This window comes from Corallococcus sp. AB038B, assembly GCF_003668955.1.
GTDB classification, from domain to species: Bacteria; Myxococcota; Myxococcia; order Myxococcales; family Myxococcaceae; genus Corallococcus; species Corallococcus exiguus.
This window is the reverse complement of sequence record NZ_RAWO01000392.1, coordinates 1-386: the sequence shown is the minus strand read 5'-3', so window position 1 is coordinate 386 and position 386 is coordinate 1. Positions and strand designations below refer to the sequence as shown.

At 69.7% G+C, this 386-nt stretch carries 1 pseudogene; it reads right to left on the bottom strand.

Annotation, left to right across the window (positions count from 1 at the left end):
* Positions 1–386, bottom strand: a pseudogene (locus D7Y04_RS43660) (DDE-type integrase/transposase/recombinase); the annotation flags it as partial.

The window sequence follows — 386 nt, the reverse complement described above, 5'->3', positions numbered from 1 at the left end:
GTCCGCGTACGTGGGGTTCAGGTCCGGCTCATACCGGTGCGCCCGGGTGACGCCCGCCTTGAGGTTGTCGGGCACCACCAACTCGCTGACGCCGCCGAAGTACTCGAAGGCACGCACGTGGCAGCCCACCCACGTCGGCACGTCCTCGCTGAAGACGGGCTCCACGTACGTCAGGTTGCTGGCCCCCAGCACCGCCACGAAGAGCTTCGCCACCCGCACCTCGCCGGTGACGGCGTCCACCACCTGCACCCCGTCCCCGCTGAAGTCCACGAAGCACTTCTCTCCGGCCCGGTGCTCCTGGCGCAGGGTGACGCTGGAGGTGGCCAGCCATCGCCCGTACCTCTCGCAGAAGCGGCTGTACTGGTAGCCGCCCGGCACCCCCTCCA